16 protein-coding genes are annotated in these 15,338 nt (G+C 64.2%); 7 read left to right on the plus strand and 9 right to left on the minus strand.

The annotated features are described in order from the left end of the window. Positions 1-64 precede the first annotated feature (64 nt). Positions 65-967: a LysR family transcriptional regulator gene (locus tag AWB80_RS16220; RefSeq protein WP_061175692.1), complete on the minus strand. Its 903-nt coding sequence runs from the start codon at positions 965-967 to the stop codon at positions 65-67. Positions 968-1,105: 138 nt separating this feature from the next. Between AWB80_RS16220 and AWB80_RS16225 the strand changes: the two genes are divergently transcribed. From AWB80_RS16225 to AWB80_RS16235, 3 genes are all read left to right on the plus strand, one after another. After that, a complete protein-coding gene (locus AWB80_RS16225) occupies positions 1,106-1,906 on the plus strand; it encodes a haloacid dehalogenase type II (protein ID WP_061175693.1) in 801 nt (266 codons plus the stop codon). A gap of 68 nt (positions 1,907-1,974) precedes the next feature. Next, positions 1,975-3,585 (plus strand): malate synthase A, encoded by a 1,611-nt coding sequence (aceB, locus tag AWB80_RS16230; protein WP_061175694.1) that lies wholly within the window; start codon positions 1,975-1,977, stop codon positions 3,583-3,585. Positions 3,586-3,739: 154 nt separating this feature from the next. Next, positions 3,740-4,000 (plus strand): hypothetical protein, encoded by a 261-nt coding sequence (locus tag AWB80_RS16235; protein ID WP_035503563.1) that lies wholly within the window; start codon positions 3,740-3,742, stop codon positions 3,998-4,000. A gap of 18 nt (positions 4,001-4,018) precedes the next feature. Here the strand turns inward: AWB80_RS16235 and AWB80_RS16240 are convergent, their stop codons facing one another. Both AWB80_RS16240 and bamC read right to left on the minus strand, forming a co-directional pair. Then, the gene (locus AWB80_RS16240; protein ID WP_061175695.1) at positions 4,019-4,309 is read right to left on the minus strand and encodes a putative quinol monooxygenase; all 291 of its coding nucleotides are present in this window, start codon (positions 4,307-4,309) and stop codon (positions 4,019-4,021) included. A 460-nt stretch (positions 4,310-4,769) separates the two neighbouring features. Continuing rightward, positions 4,770-5,969, minus strand: a complete 1,200-nt coding sequence (gene bamC / locus AWB80_RS16250; protein WP_061175697.1) for an outer membrane protein assembly factor BamC — start codon at positions 5,967-5,969, stop codon at positions 4,770-4,772. Positions 5,970-6,375: 406 nt separating this feature from the next. Between bamC and AWB80_RS16255 the strand changes: the two genes are divergently transcribed. Both AWB80_RS16255 and AWB80_RS16260 read left to right on the plus strand, forming a co-directional pair. Further along, the gene (locus tag AWB80_RS16255; protein ID WP_061175698.1) at positions 6,376-6,837 is read left to right on the plus strand and encodes a DUF2844 domain-containing protein; all 462 of its coding nucleotides are present in this window, start codon (positions 6,376-6,378) and stop codon (positions 6,835-6,837) included. A 10-nt stretch (positions 6,838-6,847) separates the two neighbouring features. Beyond that, complete coding sequence (locus tag AWB80_RS16260; protein ID WP_061175699.1) at positions 6,848-8,128, plus strand: DUF3443 domain-containing protein; 1,281 nt, start codon at positions 6,848-6,850, stop codon at positions 8,126-8,128. Between the two features lie 69 nt (positions 8,129-8,197). Here the strand turns inward: AWB80_RS16260 and pcaC are convergent, their stop codons facing one another. Genes pcaC through AWB80_RS16290 form a run of 6 tightly spaced genes read right to left on the minus strand, consistent with a single transcriptional unit; the run spans position 8,198 to position 13,350 of the window. Then, entirely contained in the window at positions 8,198-8,581 is a 384-nt protein-coding gene (pcaC, locus tag AWB80_RS16265) for a 4-carboxymuconolactone decarboxylase (RefSeq protein WP_061175700.1), read from the minus strand. Then, on the minus strand, positions 8,578-9,372 hold the full coding sequence (gene pcaD, locus AWB80_RS16270; protein ID WP_061175701.1) for a 3-oxoadipate enol-lactonase: 795 nt from the start codon (positions 9,370-9,372) through the stop codon (positions 8,578-8,580). Before pcaD ends, pcaC begins: the two co-directional genes overlap by 4 nt. A gap of 4 nt (positions 9,373-9,376) precedes the next feature. Next, positions 9,377-10,744, minus strand: a complete 1,368-nt coding sequence (locus AWB80_RS16275; protein WP_061175702.1) for a 3-carboxy-cis,cis-muconate cycloisomerase — start codon at positions 10,742-10,744, stop codon at positions 9,377-9,379. A 4-nt stretch (positions 10,745-10,748) separates the two neighbouring features. Next, positions 10,749-11,951, minus strand: a complete 1,203-nt coding sequence (pcaF, locus tag AWB80_RS16280; protein WP_061175703.1) for a 3-oxoadipyl-CoA thiolase — start codon at positions 11,949-11,951, stop codon at positions 10,749-10,751. A 32-nt stretch (positions 11,952-11,983) separates the two neighbouring features. After that, the gene (locus AWB80_RS16285) at positions 11,984-12,640 is read right to left on the minus strand and encodes a 3-oxoacid CoA-transferase subunit B (protein ID WP_061175704.1); all 657 of its coding nucleotides are present in this window, start codon (positions 12,638-12,640) and stop codon (positions 11,984-11,986) included. A 17-nt stretch (positions 12,641-12,657) separates the two neighbouring features. Beyond that, on the minus strand, positions 12,658-13,350 hold the full coding sequence (locus tag AWB80_RS16290; RefSeq protein ID WP_061175705.1) for a 3-oxoacid CoA-transferase subunit A: 693 nt from the start codon (positions 13,348-13,350) through the stop codon (positions 12,658-12,660). A 229-nt stretch (positions 13,351-13,579) separates the two neighbouring features. On the opposite strand from AWB80_RS16290, the gene AWB80_RS16295 reads away from it, so the two are divergent. Together AWB80_RS16295 and AWB80_RS16300 are read left to right on the plus strand one after the other, a co-directional pair. Further along, positions 13,580-14,398: an IclR family transcriptional regulator gene (locus AWB80_RS16295; RefSeq protein WP_061175706.1), complete on the plus strand. Its 819-nt coding sequence runs from the start codon at positions 13,580-13,582 to the stop codon at positions 14,396-14,398. Positions 14,399-14,412: 14 nt separating this feature from the next. Next, positions 14,413-15,336 carry a LysR family transcriptional regulator gene (locus tag AWB80_RS16300; protein WP_061175820.1) on the plus strand — a complete coding sequence of 308 codons (924 nt, stop codon included), beginning with the start codon at positions 14,413-14,415 and terminating at the stop codon, positions 15,334-15,336. The last annotated feature ends 2 nt before the right edge of the window (positions 15,337-15,338 follow it).

Below are 15,338 nucleotides of genomic sequence, written 5' to 3' on the forward strand. Positions count from 1 at the left end.
GGACGCAGGCGAAGAAAGTTTCGATGCTTGCGCGTGACGATATGTCGCTAGGAATCCGAAACGTCTATCCCCAATACCCTGTCGCGTTATACGTATGCTTGAGCAGATCGAGAAACAATCGCACGCGCAACGGCAAGTGTCTTCGTTGCGGAAACACCGCATGAATGCCGATGGGCGGCGCGGCGAACGCATCGAGCACGCTCACGAGCCGGCCCGCGCCGATATCCTCGCCGACTTCCCACCACGAGCGCCACGCGAGGCCGCGGCCTTCGAGACACCATTCGTGCAGCACGGCGCCATCGGAGCATTCCATCGTGCCGGAAACCTTGATCGTCACGACCTTGCCGTCCTGCCCGAACACCCAGCCGCGCTGCTGATTGGCCGACGCCCCGAGCGCCAGACAATTGTGATGCGCGAGCGCCGCGAGATCGGCGGGTTTGCCGCGCCTCGCGAGATAGTCCGGCGACGCGACGCACACGCGCCGGTTTTCCCCGAGCCTCAACGACACGAGCGACGAATCCGGCAACTCGCCCAGCCGTATCGCGCAATCGAAACCTTCGTTGACGAGATCGACCATGCGGTCGGTCAGATCGAGACTCACCGACACGTCCGGATGCAGCGTCGTGAATTTCGGCACGAGCGGCGCGACGTGGCGGCGCCCGAAGCCCGCCGGCGCCGATACGCGCAGATGCCCGCTCGCCTTCACGCCGCCCGCCGACACGCTCGCCTCCGCGTTCTGCATGTCGTTGATGATGCGCTGACAGTCCTCCAGAAACGCGGAGCCTTCGAAGGTGAGCGTGATCTTGCGCGTCGTGCGCACGAGCAGTTTCACGCCGAGCCGCTCTTCGAGCGCGTCCAGCCGGCGTCCGATGACCGCCGGCGCGATGCCTTCCGCCTGCGCCGCCGCCGACAGGCTGCCCTTCGCCGCGACCGAGGCGAAGGTTTCGATCTGCTTGAATCGATCCATGCGTGTTCGTCTTCAATGATTCAGCTTGCGCACAGATTAGGTAAGTAAAAGTAAAAGATCAAGTGATTCGACGCCTCTTTTTCCATCACTTCGATCACGAATACAATCGATTCCGACCTCTACATGGAGCGCACGGCTATGTCGGCCATAACGACACACGCATCGTCCCGATCTGTGAACCCTCCCCGCGCAGTCATCTTCGACGCCTACGGCACGCTCTTCGACGTACATTCGGTCGTCGCGGCCGCCGAGCAGCTCTTTCCCGGCCACGGCGACGCGCTGTCGCAGCTCTGGCGTCAAAAGCAGATCGAATACACGCAGTTGCGCACGCTCGCCGATCCGGCGGGCGCGCATTACGAGGCCTTCTGGAACATCACGATCGATGCGTTGCGCCATGCGGCCGCGCGACTCGATCTCGCCGATGCGCTGACTCAAGCCGCCGAAAAGCGGCTGATGGACGAATACGCGTGCCTGTCCGCGTTCCCCGACACCGTGCCCGCGCTGCGTCAGTTGCGCGAGGGCTTCGATATGCCGCTCGCGATTCTGTCGAACGGCAATCCGCCCATGCTCGACATCGCCGTGAAGAGCGCCGGCATGACCGGGCTCTTCGATCACGTGCTGTCCGTCGATGCCGTGCGCGCCTACAAGCCTGCCGCCGCCGCGTATGCGCTCGGCACGCGCGCGTTCGGCGCGGCCGCGCGCGACATCGTGTTCGTGTCGTCGAACGGCTGGGATGTCGCCGGCGCGACGTGGTTCGGCTACACGACTTTCTGGATCAATCGCGCGGCGCTGCCGATCGAAGAACTCGGCGTTGCGCCGCACGCCTGCGGACGCGGCATGGCCGACCTCATCGCGTTCCTCGACAACGGCTGCGCGCGGCAGGACATTGCGCTCGCGAGCCGTCGCGCGGGCGGCGGGCGTCGTCCGCCCGGCAGCTGATCTCATCACCTTTTTATCGCAGCAAGCGAACCACCAGCAAAACCGTCTGACCGACCAAGGAGAAAACCATGACGCATCCATCGAATCCGCTTTCGCTTCCGAAAGGCATGGACATCTCGGCCGATATCAAGCCCGGCTACGAGACCATCCTGACGCCCGAAGCGCTCGCGTTCGTCGCGTCGCTGCATCGCCAGTTCGAGCCGCGCCGCCAGCAACTGCTCGCCGCGCGCGTCGAGCGCACCAGACGTCTCGATGCGGGCGAACGTCCGAACTTCCTCGAAGAGACGAAAGCGATCCGCCAAGGCGACTGGAAAGTTGCACCGCTGCCGAAGGATCTGCAATGCCGGCGCGTCGAAATCACCGGCCCGGTCGAGCGCAAGATGATCATCAACGCGCTCAACTCCGGCGCGGATTCGTACATGACCGACTTCGAGGATTCGAACGCGCCGAACTGGGACAACCAGATCGTCGGCCAGATCAACCTGAAGGAAGCAGTGCGCCGCACGATCGCGCTCGAACAGAACGGCAAGTCGTACCAGCTCAACGACAAGATCGCGACCCTGATCGTGCGTCCGCGCGGCTGGCATCTGGATGAAAAGCACGTGAGCGTCGATGGTCAGCGCGTGTCGGGCGGCATCTTCGATTTCGCGCTCTTCCTCTTCCACAACGCGAAGGAACTGATCGCGCGCGGCAGCGGCCCCTACTTCTATCTGCCGAAGATGGAAAGCCATCTCGAAGCGCGTCTGTGGAACGACATCTTCGTCGCGGCGCAGGAAGGCGTGGGCATTGCGCGCGGCACGATCCGCGCGACGGTGCTGGTCGAAACGATTCTCGCCGCCTTCGAGATGGACGAGATCCTGTACGAATTGCGCGAGCATAGCTCCGGGCTGAACGCGGGCCGCTGGGACTACATTTTCTCGGCGATCAAGAAGTTCAAGAACGACACCAGCTTCTGCCTCGCCGACCGCGCGAAGATCACGATGACTTCACCCTTCATGCGCGCCTACGCGCTCGAACTGCTGAAGACCTGTCACAAGCGCAACGCGCCGGCGATCGGCGGCATGTCCGCGCTGATTCCGATCAAGAACGATCCCGCCGCCAACGAGAAGGCGATGGGCGGCGTGCGCTCCGACAAGGCGCGCGATGCGAGCGACGGCTACGACGGCGGCTGGGTCGCGCATCCGGGCCTCGTGCCGATCGCGATGGAAGAGTTCGTGAAGGTGCTCGGCGACCAGCCGAACCAGATCGGCAAGCAGCGCACCGATGTGCAGGTCACCGCGCACGACCTGCTCGACTTCCGCCCGGAAGAACCGATCACCGAAGCGGGTCTGCGCAACAACGTGAACGTCGGTGTCCACTATCTCGGTTCGTGGCTCGCGGGCAATGGCTGCGTGCCGATCCACAATCTGATGGAAGACGCCGCGACCGCCGAAATCTCGCGCTCGCAGGTGTGGCAATGGATCCGCTCGCCGAAGGGCAAACTCGACGATGGCCGCAAGGTCACCGCCGCGATGGTCCGCGAGATCACGATCGACGAACTGGAGAAGGTGAAGCAGGCTGTCAGCGCGTCGGGCGCCGACACGAAGCCCTACGAACGCGCGGCGAAAATCTTCGAGGAGATGTCGACGTCGGCGCATTTCACCGAGTTTCTGACGCTGCCGCTGTACGAGGAAATCTGAGCGTTTCGAGGGGTTTTGACGCACGGCGAAAAAGCGGCCTCCGGGCCGTTTTTTCGTCTGGCGCGCCTCATGGATCGAGCACGGCGTGTGCTACATTGCGCATCGTCTTTTCAACGATTCAACCGTGGAGCGCACTGACCGTGCGAACGACAGCATGAGCAATATCCAGCTCGATATCGAATGGACCGAAGCGGCATCGCGCAAGATCGAAAAACTGATGCCGCGCAACGTGAACAAGGACTCGTATCTGGCGCTGCCGCCCGTCGAATGTCTGCCGATGGAAGGCGACGTGCTTTTTCTCGGGCCGTCCGGCAAGCAGCAGCCGTTCATCGTCGCGGAGCGCCAGTATCATCACGACGGCGACGCCGACTGGACCATCATCCTGATCCTCGACGTGCCGCACGAAACGCACTGAAGACGGTCCGCGGTTCCGTCAGAGAATCTTGCTCGCGACGCGGACTTCGCCGTGCTCGTATAGATCCGGCGCTTTGGCGCGAAACGTCTGAATATGCGCCGATTCGCCGTGCTTCGCGAGCGCGGCCTCGCTTTCCCAGCGCTCGACGAAGATAAAGCGCCGCGGCTCCTTGATGTCGCGGTGCAAATCGTACTGCAGCGCGCCCGGTTCCTTCCGCGTCGGCTCGACATTGGCTTCGAGCACGAGCCTCAATTCCTCTTCCTTGCCCGGCCTGGCGACAAAAATCGCGACGACGGCAACTTCCGACATAAACGTTCTCCTGTTTTCATGAATCGATGAAACCAGGAGCATAACCGCGCGCGTCGCACGCCGCCGAAACGATCGACTCGGGTGGCCAAAGAAAAAGCCCGCGTTCCAAGCGAAACGCGGGCAAAAACCGTCGCCCTACGAGGATAGGCGACGGGGCCATCGGGGTTCGCGCGTAGCGAACCAATCGTCTGTTTATGTCGTGCGAGGCGTGTAGGGCCGCGTCTAGAGGTCGCAGAAACCGCGTTTTGCGCCATTGATGCAATGTACTGTTCGCACGGCCATTTCTATAAGCTTTTGCGCACATTTCGCGATAGAAAGAATTGTCTGCGCAATTCGCCGGTCAGCCTCGCATTTCTGTGCACACTGAAGAGAATCGTTTGCGCGCCCGTCGCGACGGTGAAGGCGCAAAAAAACCGCCTCGCGAAGGAGGCGGTTTTTCGTGGTTCAGTTGCGGAAACGATTAGCTGATCTGGTCTGCGAGGAGCGCCATGATCTGCCGCGCTTGCGGCGTCGAATCCAGGTTGCCCTTGTCGTCGACGATCGCCACGCGCGTCTGCTGCTCGGTGACCGCGCGCACGTTGACCTGATACTGCTTCGCCTTCATTTCCTTGCGGCCGTGGAACACCTGGCTCCAGAAGCCCTGCTCGGCCGATGTCTTGTCGGTCGGATCGACGTAGCGCACGTAGTAGACGCCCTTCGCACGGTCGCGGTCGTCCACCGTGAAGTTGGCGCGATCGAGCGCCGTGCCCACACGCAACCACGCGCGGTCATACGCTTCCGGCAAGGTCAGTTCAGAGGTCGTGGCCTCGGGCACCGCCTCGTTTCTGATCGGCGAGTTGCCCGCGTTCGCGGCGTTCTGCGCCGCAACCGATGCCGCCTTCGAATCGCCGCCCTTCGCACCCGCTGCACCTGCAGCCGGTGCATCCAGCGGTGTCGCGCCGCCCGAAGCGGTGCGCTGGTCCGCCATCGCCAGCGACGACATCAGCCGCTTCAGGTATTCGTTTTCGAGCGCCGGATCGTTCGGGCGCGCCTGCCACTGGCTCGAATCGTTGTTCACGCCCGTCAGCGCCTCGCGCATGCCCTTCTGGCTGATGAACACGTAGGTGCCGCCGCTGGGCGCCGTTTCGAGGCGCGTGCGGTACTTGTTGCGCTCGGCGGTGACATACGAGTTGCCGGTTGCCTTGGCGAGCGTGTCGCGGATCAGGCCGTCGGAAATCTGCGGATGGGTTTCGTTCCAGTCCGTTTCCATCACGCCCTTGTCGCGCTGATCGACCACGAGCAGAAAGCCCTGCTCCTGCCAGAAGCGACGAACCTGCGGCCACACCTGTTCGGGCGTCTTGCCGTCGATGACGAGCCAGCGCTCGGTACCTTCGCGCTGGACGTGCATGCCCGAGACGGGCGGCGCCACCGTGGGAGCGTTCGGTGCGACTTTCTGAATCTGCTGCAGATCGGAGAGCGTTGCCTGTCCGCCCTGCGGCGGCAGCGAACGCTGGTCGGCCGCTTCGTCGAGCAGATTCGGCGGAACGGCGAGAGACACCTGTTTCGAACGCTGATCGCTCTTGTAGTTGAACGCGTTGGGATTGGATGTGCCGCATCCCGCCACGATTCCGGCCACCGCGAAAAGCGCAGCCATGCGCCTGGTTACACGAAAATCTGTCATTTGGAAAATCCTTCCGCTACGCCACGGCCGTTCTTCCGTGGATCAACCCGCTATTTTACCGGTCCGGCGCGCGGCCGTGAAAAAAAGAGCGTCGGGCGACCGGGAGCCGCCCTTGCGACATGTTTCCTGCCTGTCGCCGCAAAAGACAGACCGAGGTCATTAAACAACGCATCTGAACTTTGTATTTGAGACGTTTCGCCTCGAATTGACAATTTATGACAATCACGAAAAGCGGCAATCCGATTTTTCATGATTCGTAACATGTTGATTGTAAGATGAATTTTTTCTCACCCCACCCGAGTCTCGCCGCACCTCCCCCCTCGCCGCTCCGTATCACTTCGTCTCGTCTTCATCCTAAAATCCCCTCTAAATAATAAGAAGAATCCTAATTACCTGAGAGGCAGCGATGACAAAATTCAGAATTCCTCACTGTGCGGCGGCGGGCCTCGCGATCCTCGCGATCGGCGCGACGACGTCCGTTCATGCTCAACTCGGCGCATCCGGGCGCGCCGCGAGCATGTCGCAGGGCGATGTCGTACATCAGGCTCAGGGCGGCCTCTTGCGATACTACGAGACGACCGACGCGCACGGCATCGTCGTGCGCGAATACGTCGATTCGAGCGGCGATGTGTACGCCGTGTCCTGGCACGGCCCCGCGATGCCGGACGTGCAAGCGCTCCTCGGCACGTACTTCGAGACCTTCCGGCGAGGCGCGAATGCGTCGGTTGGCGAAGCGGGTCTGCACACGGCGCGCGTCGCGCAGGGCGACCTGGTCGTCGAGAATCGCGTGCGGCTGCGCGAGTTCAGCGGCCGTGCGTGGCTCGCAAGCGGCCTGCCGCCGGGCGTGAACGCAACGGACATCCAATAGGAGGACGACGATGAAACCCCGCGCCCTTCTCGCGATTCCCGCGCTCGCGCTCTGCGCGCTCCTTCACGCATGCGGCGGAGGCGGCGGCTCCAGCAGCGCTCCCAGCGGAAGTTCCGCCGCGCCCGCCCCGCAGGCGAGCGCCCCGGAAACGGCCAGCGCCGCCACGCCCGCGAGCTCGACAGCAGCGCCGGCCACGACCGCGACGGTGCCGCAATCGACGACGCCCAACGTCCAGACGATCATCGTCGCCAGCACGCCCACCAACACGCGCAACATGCTGCAAACCAGTGTGACGATCTGCGTGCCCGGCACGAGCACCTGTCAGACCATCGACAACATTCAGGTCGATACCGGTTCGCACGGACTGCGCGTGCTGGCGTCCGCGCTCGATCCGTCGATCGCGCTGCCGCTCGTCGCGAGCGGCAACGCGATCGTCGCGGAATGCGCGGTGTTCGGCTCGGGCTACACGTGGGGCGCGGTGCGCCAGGCCGATGTCCGCCTCGCTGGCCAGGTCGCGGGCTCGACCTCCGTGCAACTGATCGCCGATTCCGCCGTGCCCAACACCGCGGACGATTGCAGCCAGTCCGGCCTGCCGATGCTCTCCGCTTCGTCGCTGCGCGGCAACGGGATTCTCGGTGTCGGCCCCTTCACCGCCGATTGCGGCGCGGGCTGCGCAGTGTCGGCCATGCCGCGCTGGTACTACAGCTGCATCTCGAGCAACTGCGTCGCGAGCACGTTGCCCGTCGCCCAGCAGGTAACGAATCCGGTCGCGAACTTCGCCTCCGACAACAACGGTGTGCTGATCGAGCTGCCCGACATACCGGACAGCGGCGCGGCCACGGTGACCGGGACGATGACCTTCGGCATCGGCTCGCAGTCGAACAACCTGCTCGGGTCCGCGACTGTGCTCAAATCGAGCTCGCTCACCGGCTACGTCACCACGGACTTCGGCGGCAACCAGTACGGGTCGAGCTTCATCGACAGCGGATCGAACGGCGTCTTCTTCCCCTCGACGACACTGGCCCGTTGCGGCGTGTGGTATTGCCCGTCGACGCCGCAGACGATCGCCGCGACGATCCGCTCGTCGAGCGGCGCGCAAAGCGCGGTGAACTTCACGATCGCGCAGTCGACGGCCTTGTTCGGCACGGGCAACTTCGCCTTCGACAACCTCGCCGGCACCGCGAGCGGCTTCTTCGACTGGGGTCTGCCATTCTTCTACGGCCGCCGCATATTCACGGCGCTCGCCGGACGCCCGACGCCCGCGGGCCCGGGACCGTATTACGCGTTCTGAGTCCAGAAGCGAAAAAACCGTCTCCAGTTTCCCGGAGACGGTTTTCTTTCGATCGAACCCGTTGCGCGACTACGCCTTGCTTTCCTCGTCGAAGATCTTCTGCGCGAGGTGAAAGGCCGAGTTCGCCGCCGGCACGCCGCAATACACCGCGGTCTGCAACAGCACTTCCTTGATCTCGTCCTGCGTGACGCCGTTGTTCTTCGCGGCGCGCAAATGCAGCGCGAGTTCTTCGCTGCGGTTCAGCGCGACCATCATCGCGATCGTGAGAAGGCTGCGCGTGTGGCGCGGCAGGCCGTCGCGCGTCCAGATTTCGCCCCACGCATAGCGCGTGATGAAGTTCTGGAATTCGATCGTCAGTTCCGTGCGGTTCGTGAGCGAGCGGTCGACGTGTGCGTCGGACAGCACCGCGCGGCGAACCTTCATTCCGGCTTCGTAGCGTTCGTCGTCGGTCATTGTTGTTCTCCGAGGAATTCGAGGACCGCGCGCGTGTAGTCGTCGCGCTTTTCGATGTTCGACAGATGCGCCGCGTCGAGTTCGACGTAACGCGAGCCCTCGATGTAACCCGCAAGCTCACGGCCCTGTTCGGCGGTCGTCGACAGGTCGTGCGTGCCGGCGATCACGAGCACCGGCAACCTGATGGTTTTCGCTTCGCCGCGCAGATCGGCATCGCGGATCGCTTCGCAGTTCGATGCGTAGCCGTCGCCCGAAGTGTGGCGGAACACATCGCGGATATTCGTGAGTTCGAGCTGCTCGCGCTCGATGAACGGCGCGGTGAACCAGCGCGCGATCACGGCGTCGGTCAGCGCGGGCATGCCGCCCGGCTCGCGTGCCTTCGCCGCGCGCGGCGTCCACACCGCGTCCGAGCCGATCAGCGCGGCGGTGTTCGACAGCACCACGCGCGCGAAGCGCTCCGGATGGCGCGCGGCCAGGCCAATGCCGGTCAGCCCGCCCATCGACAGGCCGCAGTAGCTCGCGCGCTCGATCTTGAGATGGTCCATGAGGCCGATCACGTCGCCGATCAGCTGATCGATCGTGTACGGTCCCGGCGGCACGTCCGAATGGCCGTGGCCGCGCGTGTCGTAGCGCACGACGCGGTAGTGCTGCGCGAACGCTTCGATGTTCGGCGTCCACATCGAGACATCGGCGCCGAGCGAATTCGACAGCACGAGCCACGGGGCGTCGTCGCCCGCCGTGACATCGATGCGATAGTGAATCCGCGTTCCGTTCACTTCGGCAAGAGGCATGTTTTTACTGCTCCTGTTTGTTCGAGTTGGCGTTTGCGATGGCGGCGGCGACGAACGCCTGCGCCTGACCGACGTAGTTCGCCGGATCGAGCAATTGCTTCAGTTGATCGTGCGACAGATGACGCGCGACGGTTTCGTTCGCGGCGAGTTCGTCGAACAGCGAGGAGCCGTTCGCGACCGACGCCTTCGATGCGCCCTCGACCAGCTTGTGTGCGTCGAGCCGGCCGATCGCATCGCCGAGCGCGAGCATCACCGCTTCGCCGAGCACGAGGCCATTGGTCACGTTCAGATTCCGCGCGAGGCGTTCGACGTTGACTTCCATCGTCGGGACGATGCTCTTGATGTTCGCGAGCGCGCCCGCTGTCAGACGCGCGAGGTCGGGCAGCGCTTCCCATTCGGCCTGCCAGCCGCCGAGCGCGCGTTCGTGTTCCTGCACCATGCCTGCGAAGATCGTCGCGACGAGATTGGGCGCGCGCGTCGCGGCCGTCAGCACCGCCGCGCAGCCGACGGGATTGCGCTTGTGCGGCATGGTCGACGAACCGCCCTTGCCCGCCGCCGCCGGTTCGGCGACTTCGCCGACTTCGGTCTGCATCATCAGCGAAATATCACGCGCAATCTTGCCGAGCGTGCCCGTCAACATGCCGAGAAACGACGCGGCTTCCGCGATGCGGTCGCGCTGTGTATGCCACGGCAGCGCGGGCAGCGTCAGCTTCAAATCTTCCGCAAGCGCGTGCGCAACCGGCAACGCCTGGTCGCGCAGACTCGCGAGCGTGCCCGCCGCACCGCCGAATTGCAGCACCAGCGCGCGTGAGCGCAACGCGTCGAGGCGCTCACGATGACGCGTCACCGCATCGAGCCATTGCGCGAACTTCAGGCCGAGCGTGATCGGCAGCGCCTGCTGAAGCCAGGTTCGGCCGATCATCGGCGTCTTCTTGTGCGCTTGAGCCTGTGTGACGAGCGCGTCGGAAAGTGCGAGTAAATCCGCATCGAGCAGATCGAGCGCCGCGCGCAATTGCAGCACGACGCCCGTATCGATGATGTCCTGACTCGTCGCGCCCCAGTGCACGTACTTCGCCGCTTCGGCGTCGCGCGCCTTCACGACCGCCGTCAGTTGCTTGACGAGCGGAATCGCGAGATTGCCGCCCGCCTGCGCGCCGCTCATCAACGCGTCGGCGTCGATGTTGTCGGCCTGGCACGCGGCGACGATCGCCTCGACCGCGCTCGACGGAATCACGCCATGCAGCGCCGACGCACGCGCGAGCGCGGCTTCGACGTCGAGCATCGCCTGCACGGTCGCGCGCGGCGACCAGATCTCGTTCGCGGCGACGTTGCCGCAAACCAGATCGGTGAGACGTCCCGTGGATGCGAACATGGGCTCAGACGCGCTCGATGATCATCGCGATGCCCTGGCCCACGCCGATGCACATCGTGCAGAGCGCGAAGCGGCCGCCGGTGCGATGAAGCTGATAGCTCGCGGTCGTCACGAGCCGCGCGCCCGACGCGCCGAGCGGATGGCCGAGCGCGATCGCGCCGCCGTTCGGGTTGACGCGGGGATCGTCGTCGGCGACGCCGAGCATGCGCAGCGTGGCGAGACCTTGCGACGCGAACGCTTCGTTCAGTTCGATCACGTCCATCTGATCGATGGTCATGCCAAGGCGCGCGAGCAGCTTCTGCGACGCCGGACCCGGCCCGATGCCCATCACGCGCGGCGGTACGCCTGCGGTCGCGATGCCGAGAATGCGCGCGCGCGGCGTGAGGCCGTGGCGCTTCGCGCTCTCTTCATCGGCGATCAGCATGGCGACCGCGCCGTCGTTCACGCCCGACGCGTTGCCCGCCGTCACCGAACCGTCCGGACGCACGACGCCCTTCAGCTTCGCGAGCGCTTCGAGGCTCGTTTCGCGCGGGTGCTCGTCTTTGTCGACGACGAGCGCGTCGCCCTTCTTTTGCGGAATCGTCACCGCGACGATTTCCTGCGCCAGCGTGCCGTCCTTCTGCGCGCGCGCCGCTTTCTGTTGCGAGCGCAATGCGAACGCGTCCTGATCGGCGCGGCTGATCTTGTAGTCGTCCGCGACGTTTTCGGCGGTCTCGGGCATCGAGTCGACGCCGTACTGCTTCTTCATCAGCGGATTGATGAAACGCCAGCCGATGGTCGTATCGTGGATTTCGGCCTGACGCGAGAACGCGCTCGTCGCCTTGCCCATCACGAACGGCGCGCGGCTCATGCTTTCGACGCCGCCCGCGATCATCAGGCTCGTCTCGCCCGCCTTGATCGCGCGGGCCGCGACGCCGATCGCGTCCATGCCCGAGCCGCACAGACGGTTCACGGTGGTGCCCGGCGTGCCGACCGGCAGCCCCGCCAGCAGCGCCGACATGCGCGCGACGTTGCGATTGTCTTCGCCCGCCTGATTCGCGTTGCCGTAGATCACTTCCTCGACGGCTTCCCAGTCCACTTCCTTGTTGCGCTCGATGAGCGCGCGCAGCGGCACGGCGCCGAGGTCGTCGGCGCGCACGGAGGAGAGCGAACCGCCGTAACGGCCGATCGGCGTGCGGATCGCATCACATACGAAAGCTTCTTTCATCAGTTGCTCCAGTTCTCTTTTATCTCTCAGGTTCAGGCGGCTTCGGTCAGCGGTGCGTATTGCAGCGGCACCTGGGCCAGCTTCTGCAATTCGTCGAACGACAGACCTTCCACCATCTCGCGCACGACCAGGCCTTCCGGCGTCACGTCGAACACGGCGAGGTCGGTGTACACGCGGTTCACGCACTGCACGCCCGTCACCGGATACGAGCACTCCGCGACCAGCTTGCTTTCGCCCTGCTTCGTGAGCAGTTCCATCATCACGTAGACCTGCTTCGCGCCGATCGCGAGGTCCATCGCGCCGCCGACGGCAGGAATCGCGTCGGGCGCGCCGGTGTGCCAGTTCGCGAGATCGCCCGTCGCCGAGACCTGGAACGCGCCGAGCACGCAGAAGTCGAGATGGCCGCCGCGCATCATCGCGAACGAATCCGCGTGGTGGAAATACGCGCCGCCGGTCAACAGCGTCACATGCTGCTTGCCTGCATTGATGAGTTCGTCGTCTTCCTCGCCCTTGGCGGGCGCCGGGCCCATGCCGAGTAGGCCGTTTTCGCTGTGCAGGAAGATTTCGCGATCCGCCGCGAGGTGATTGGCGACGAGCGTCGGCACGCCGATGCCGAGGTTCACATAGGCGCCTTCGGGAATGTCCGCGGCCACGCGCCGGGCCATTTCGTCACGAGTGAGTTTCTTCATGGCTTTTCGTCCTTCCTTTAAGCAGCGAGTTCGGCTTGATGCACGGCTTGCGGCACTTCGACGACGCGCTGCACGAAGATGCCCGGCGTCACGATGTTTTCGGGGTCCAGCTCGCCGAGCGCCACGACCTTCGACACCTGCACGATCGCCGTTTTCGCGGCGCTCGCCATGATCGGGCCGAAGTTGCGCGCAGTCTTACGATAGACCAGATTGCCCCAGCGGTCGCCCTTGTATGCCTTCACGAGCGCGAAATCCGCGTGCAGCGGCGCTTCCAGCACGTAATGCTTGCCGTCGATCACGCGCGTTTCCTTGCCTTCCGCGAGCCGCGTGCCGTAGCCAGTCGGCGTGAAAAAGCCGCCGATGCCCGCGCCCGCCGCACGGATGCGCTCGGCCAGATTGCCCTGCGGCACGAGTTCCAGTTCAACTTCGCCCGCGCGATAGAGCGCGTCGAATACATATGAATCCGTCTGACGCGGAAACGAGCAGATGATCTTGCGCACGCGCTTCGCCTTGAGCAAGGCGGCGAGACCCGTATCGCCGTTGCCGGCGTTGTTGTTGACGATGGTGAGTTCGCGCGCGCCCTGCTCGATGAGCGCGTCGATCAGCTCGGACGGCATGCCCGCCGTGCCGAATCCGCCGATCATGATGGTCGCTCCGTCGTTGACGTCGGCGACGGCCGAGGCGAGCGATTCGAAAATCTTGTTGATCATTGCCGTTCTTCTCCAGTCTGAGCGCCGCTTTGGCTTCGCGCGCCCGTCCCGAACTCGGGGTTTACCTGCTCGTAATCAGACTTGCATCGAAATGTTCGATATGCGAACATGGATTCGTTTAGCGAACATCGGCATGGTATTCCTGCATTCGTTGTCGTGTCAACGAAGCATCTGCAAACCTCGGGTTTTCACGGAGCCGCCACCGGTTCATGCCTTCATCATCCGCCTTATGAAGAATCCAGCCACGCTCAATCAGGAAGCCGAGTCTCAGGACGCGCCGTCGCGTCCCGGCGATGCCTATGTCCAGTCGTTCGCGCGCGGACTCGCAGTGATCCGCTCGTTCGATGCGAACCGCCCCGCGCAGACGCTGACGGATGTCGCCGGCGCGACGGGTCTCACGCGCGCGGGCGCGCGCCGTATTCTTCTGACGCTGCAGGCGCTCGGTTATGTCGAAGCAGACGGCCGCCTCTTTCAACTGACGCCGAAGATCCTCGATCTGGGTTTCGCGTATCTGACGTCGATGCCCTTCTGGAATCTCGCCGAGCCGGTGATGGAAGACCTCGTCGAGCAGGTCCACGAAAGTTGCTCGGCGGCCGTGCTGAACGGCGCGGAAATCGTCTACGTGCTGCGTGTGCCGACCCACAAGATCATCACGCAGAATCTGTCGATTGGCAGCCGCCTGCCCGCGTTCTGCACGTCGATGGGCCGCGTGCTGCTCGCCGCGCTCGACGAAGCGCGCCTCGACGAAGCGCTCGATTCGAGTTCGCTCGTCGCGCGCACGCCGCGCACCATCGTCGACAAAGACGCGCTCAAGGACGCGATCGCCGCCGTGCGACGTCAGGGCTGGGCGATCGTCGATCAGGAACTGGAGGAAGGACTGATTTCGATGTCCGCGCCGATCCGCGACCGGCAAGGCCGCGTGATCGCGGCGCTGAACATCAGCGGCAACGCGCAGCGCAAGAACGCGAAGCAGATGGTGAAGGCGTTTCTGGAGCCGCTTCAGGACGCGGCGCAGCGCGTGTCCGACATGGTCGCGCGGCGCGGATGACGGCGCATCACGCCATGAACGACCTCGATCTGAATCTGATTCCGTACCTCGTCGCGATCGAGGAGACACGTAATGTCAGCCGCGCCGCCGAACGGCTCGGCGTGAGCCAGCCGCGCGTGTCGACCGCGCTTGCGCGCCTGCGCGAGTACTTCAACGATCCGCTGTTCGTGCGCACCTCGCGCGGCATGGAGCCGACGCCGCGCACCATCGCGCTCGTGCCCGCGGCGCGCGAGGCGTTGGCGCGCATCGAGCGCGGCCTGCTCGACCGGCAGCATTTCGATCCGTCGGTGAGCACGGAGACGTTCTCGATCGCGCTATCCGATGTCGGCGAAATCGTGTTCCTGCCGAGGCTTCTGCAAGCGTTCGCGAGAGAGGCGCCGAATGTGAACCTGCGCTCGGTGTCGGCGTCGCATGGAGATGTCGAGCGTGGGCTCGAAGCCGGCGAAATCGATCTCGCCGTCGGCTATTTTCCGGACTTGCGCGGCAACAATTTTTTTCAGCAGCGGCTTTTCTCGCATCGCTTCATCTGCCTGATGCGGCGCAATCATCCGTTTGCGAACGAGCCGCTGACGCTGGAACGCTTCATGGAATGCGGCCACGCGGTTGTGCGCGCCGAGGGGCGCAGCCAGGAAATCCTGGAGAACTTTCTCGACAAGGAGCGCGTGCGGCGTCGCGCAGTGCTGGAGACGCCGCACTTCATGAGCCTGCCGTTCATCCTCTCGCGCACCGACCTGATCGCGACCGTGCCGCATGCGATCGGCTTCGCGTATGTCGCCGAGCACGCGTCGATCACGCTGGCCGAACCGCCGCTCGCGTTGCCGCGCTTCGATCTGAAGCAGCATTGGCATCGCAAGTTTCACAACGACGCGCGTACGGTGTGGCTGCGCGGCATCGTCGCGTCGCTCTTCAACGACGAGCTCGACGAGTGGCCCAAGTGAAG

The sequence above is a fragment of the Caballeronia pedi genome, from assembly GCF_001544915.2.
GTDB lineage: Bacteria > Pseudomonadota > Gammaproteobacteria > Burkholderiales > Burkholderiaceae > Caballeronia > Caballeronia pedi.